The organism is Marinobacter sp., assembly GCF_041595835.1.
Classification (GTDB): Bacteria; Pseudomonadota; Gammaproteobacteria; order Pseudomonadales; family Oleiphilaceae; genus Marinobacter.
Genome location: NZ_JBFHJO010000087.1, coordinates 1 through 3,936, shown reverse-complemented (window position 1 = coordinate 3,936; position 3,936 = coordinate 1). Strand labels below are relative to the sequence as shown.

Annotated in this window: 4 protein-coding genes; all 4 read right to left on the bottom strand. The window is 52.1% G+C overall.

Translation table 11 applies throughout. The features are described from left to right. Nucleotides 1-56 precede the first annotated feature (56 nt). Nucleotides 57-1,157 carry a hypothetical protein gene (locus tag ABYA77_RS14695; protein WP_372966707.1) on the bottom strand — a complete coding sequence of 367 codons (1,101 nt, stop codon included), beginning with the start codon at nucleotides 1,155-1,157 and terminating at the stop codon, nucleotides 57-59. Then, nucleotides 1,144-1,740, bottom strand: a complete 597-nt coding sequence (coaE, locus tag ABYA77_RS14690) for a dephospho-CoA kinase (protein ID WP_372966706.1) — start codon at nucleotides 1,738-1,740, stop codon at nucleotides 1,144-1,146. Before coaE ends, ABYA77_RS14695 begins: the two co-directional genes overlap by 14 nt. Nucleotides 1,741-1,748: 8 nt before the next feature. After that, complete coding sequence (locus ABYA77_RS14685) at nucleotides 1,749-2,624, bottom strand: A24 family peptidase (RefSeq protein WP_372966705.1); 876 nt, start codon at nucleotides 2,622-2,624, stop codon at nucleotides 1,749-1,751. 102 nt (nucleotides 2,625-2,726) lie between these two features. Next, nucleotides 2,727-3,929 carry a type II secretion system F family protein gene (locus tag ABYA77_RS14680; protein WP_372966708.1) on the bottom strand — a complete coding sequence of 401 codons (1,203 nt, stop codon included), beginning with the start codon at nucleotides 3,927-3,929 and terminating at the stop codon, nucleotides 2,727-2,729. Between the last annotated feature and the right edge of the window lie 7 nt (nucleotides 3,930-3,936).

Sequence of the window (3,936 nt, the reverse complement as noted above, 5' to 3'; positions counted from 1 at the left end):
GGGTGAGTGTCAGCGCTTCGGTTGCCGGCTTGCTCTTGTGTCTGGGTCGGGTCATTTCAGTCTCGTTCAATCGTGCCGGTAAAGTACATTTCGATGCGGAAGATCACAGACGCCTGATCCCTGAAACTTTCCTCTCGGGGGAATTCCAGGGCTGGGATCAGTTCGGCAAATAACCAGTCTTCGTATACCCGGTAGCGCCAGGTTACGTCAGCAAAATAGGAGCTGGTGCGCCAGGTGGGCTGGCTTTTGCCGAGAACGCCAATCCTCGGGGAAATGACGGACCGGGAGTTGAGGCGTTTGCTCAGGCTGAAGATCTGAGCTGCCTCAAATCGTGTATCCCGGTGAACCCATTCCAGTTCAGCCGAAGAGTAAAAGTGCCAGCCATTCCACACTGGCCTGTCGACACCCAGCCAGGAGCGAGCACCCCAGCCAGAGGTGTGGTAGTAATAGATGCGCTGTCTGACATTAATTCCCCAAAGGTTGGCGGCCTGCCAGCCTTTGCCTGCCTGTAAACGCCAGAAGGCTTCAGGGGGAAGCCGAAGCCGCCCCCCGATATCCATGGAAAGGTTGATGGCATCGCCGACATCCGTCAGAAAACGCAAAGCGCCGGTGGTGTCTGTTTCTGTTCGTTCAGGTTCGGTGAGCTGCCTGTCCCGCTCGCGTTCAGACAGAGGGATCAGTTCGTCGCTTTCACTTTCAATAACGAGCCTGAGCTTCTTTTTCGTGGTGGGAATGTCGAGGCGAAAGCGCATTTCAGGCTTGAACTGGGCTGGATCGCTGTATTCAGACTCTGCAGCAAACCCCAGCCTCAGGTAACTTTCGTTGTTCGGTAAGGCTTCTTTTGATCCGGATAAGGTCTGGTCAGCCCAGGCTCCAATCTCTTGAACTGTGCTGCCATGAAGGCGTTCCTGGCGAATAACCCAGTTGCTGAAACTCATCCACCAGGAGTCTACAGGTTCGGCCCAGTAGTCATCGGGCTCAAACGTGTAAAAGGAAACGGGTAAACGATAGGGCGAGAGCACCTCGGCCACAGAACTTTCCCGAATCGTGACGATGGGATCGGCACTGTGTGCGACTGGAGAGACAACCAGAAACAGTGGCAGTAAAAAAACAATAAACGGGAGGTGACGCAGTGGAAGCCCCTTAACTGAACTCAAGCAGGAACCGATTATGCAACTCAGCAACCTGGCGCTCAACCTCAACCAATGGACAGTTGTTATCAATAATGGCGTCTGCTTGTGAGCAGCGATCTGCTCTGGCCATTTGCGCCGCCATAATGCTCTCAACCAACTCCCGGGAATTGTTATCCCTGGCCATCGTGCGTTCAATCTGCACAGACTCAGGCACATCTACCACCAGGATTTTGTTCACCAGGTCTCGTTGGTCTGTCTCCAGCAAAAGCGGCGAAACCAGTAAAACATAGGGCAGGTGATAGTCCCTGGGGTGTAACTGCCGGATCAGTTCCTTGCGAATAATCGGATGCAACAAGGTCTCAAGCCAAACCCGCTCATCGGGCTCCGCAAAAACCCGTTCCCGCAGCCAGGCACGATTCAGAGAACCATCCGCCAAAAGCACATCCTCACCAAAATGCCGGGCAATCGCCTCCAGCGCCGGAGTGCCAGGCTCAACCACTTCCCGGGCCACATCATCTGCGTCGACCCAGTGCACGTCCAAGTCCCCAAACAGACGTACTACTGTAGACTTCCCTGAGCCAATTCCCCCGGTTAAACCAACAATCATCAAGTTAATCAAACTCCTAAAAACCCAAACCAGGCCCCGATAATGCCATCACCAAACCATAAGCAAATGATCCCGGCCACGGCCAGATAAGGCCCAAAAGGAATTGGAACTTCCCGCCCGTGCTTCCGGAACACCATCAAACTGATCCCGACAATGGCCCCAACCAATGAAGAAATTAAAATGACGGCTGGCAGTACCTGCCACCCAAGCCACGCACCCAGCGCTGCGAGCAATTTGAAATCCCCGTGCCCCATACCCTCTTTGCCGGTTACCAGCCTGAACAGCCAGTAAACAGACCAAAGGGACAGGTACCCGGCGATGGCTCCCCAGAAGGCGCTCTCAAAATCAGTTAAAACGCCAAAGTAATTCAGTACCAGGCCCAGCCACATCAATGGCAACGTGATGTTGTCTGGCAGGAGCTGGGTGTCCAGATCTATGACTGTCAATGCAATCAATGCCCAGATCAGTGGTAAGGCCCACAGAGTGGATTCGGACGGGCCGAGTAAACAGACAGTAATGACCGAGGCCGCTGCAGTAACCGCTTCAATGATGGGATAGCGTGCTGAAATCTTCGTTTTGCATGATGAACACTTGCCGCCCAGCATCAGCCAGCTGAAGACCGGGATGTTTTCCCATGGTTTGATCTTGTGGCCGCACGTTGGGCAGGTAGATGCAGGTGTTGAAAGTGTTATGGGGGTGTTGGTTGTGCGTTTTTCTTCAGGTACTTCAAGAAACTCCTCGCATTGGCACCGCCAGTCCTGCTGCATCATTTTGGGCAGGCGAAGGATCACGACGTTCAGGAAGCTGCCAATGCAGAGCGAAACGAAGACAACCGTGGTGTAGAGAAGCCAGGGGGTTGAGAGGATGGTTTCTAGTGTGGGCATTAAATTGCTCGGTTTGTGCTGTGGTGGAATGTTGGGTGGCGGCCCCCTCTGCTTAGAATCAAAAGAGGGGGCTGCTGATAATCCTGAGTGAGGTATGGCGGTTTAGCCGCCAACAACCGAGCCCATCTGGAAGATTGGGAGGTACATGGCGATGATCAGACCACCCACCAGAACGCCCAAAACAGCCATGATCATGGGTTCCATCAATGTTGTGAGGTTATCAACCATATCATCAACTACGGCTTCATAATGGACGGCAACTTTTTCAAGCATTTCGTCCAGGTTACCGGACTCTTCGCCGATGGCGGTTAGCTGAACAGCCATAACCGGGAATATATCCTGCTGGCGCATAGAGGCTTGCAACTGGGTACCACTTGAAACGTCATTTTTGATGTTCTGAATGGCATCACGATAAACCGCGTTGCCGGTCGCGCCTGCTACCGAGTCCAAGGCGTCTACCAGCGGGACACCTGCGGCGAACGTTGTGGAGAGCACTCGGCCAAATTTGGCAACGGCAGATTTGTCCAGAATCTCGCCGACAATGGGAAGTTTCAAAACGTATTTATCAACAATATCTGAGAATTTTTGAGATCGGTACTTGGCTTCTTTGAAAAGGAAAATGGACCCAAAAATTCCGATCAGGACAATAAACCACCATGACTGAAGCCATTCAGATAGCCTTACGACCATTTGTGTGAAAACGGGAAGTTCAGCCCCAAAACCTGAGAATAAACTTTCAAACTGAGGCACCACTTTAATTAACAGGATAGCCGATACGACGATTGCAACCACGATAACTGCTGCAGGGTAGGTCATTGCTTTTTTTACTTTTTTCTTGAGAAGTTCGGTCTTCTCAAGGTACGTTGCTATCCTGTCAAGCATGGCTTCCAGGGCGCCGGCCTGTTCACCGGATTCCACCAGATTGCAGTAAAGATTGTCAAAGTGCCTGGGGTGCTTGCGTAGCGCAGCTGCAAACCCTGTACCTGAAGAAATGTCATTGCGAATCGACATTACAAGATCTTGTAAGCCCTTGTTCTCCTGGCCATCTGCGACGATATCAAAACTCTGTACCAAGGGAACGCCCGCTTTCATCATGGTTGCCAGCTGGCGAGTAAGCATGGCGATGTCGAATGGTGTAATTTTCTTGCTACCACCGAACAAAGGCTTGGGCTTTTTCTTTACCTTGTCTGGAATAATGCCCTGTTTACGAAGCTGGGCCTTAACCAGAGCGAGGCTGGCGCCTTGAAGCTCGCCTTTGGTTTTAGTGCCCTTTCGGTCTTTACCTTCCCAAACGTACGATTCCAGCTTTTGT

Excerpts from the sequence above, each read along its gene's own strand:
- ABYA77_RS14685 (WP_372966705.1), bottom strand. The coding sequence starts at position 2,624 with ATGCCCACACTAGAAACCATCCTCTCAACCCCCTGGCTTCTCTACACC.
- coaE (WP_372966706.1), bottom strand. The coding sequence starts at position 1,740 with ATGATTGTTGGTTTAACCGGGGGAATTGGCTCAGGGAAGTCTACAGTA.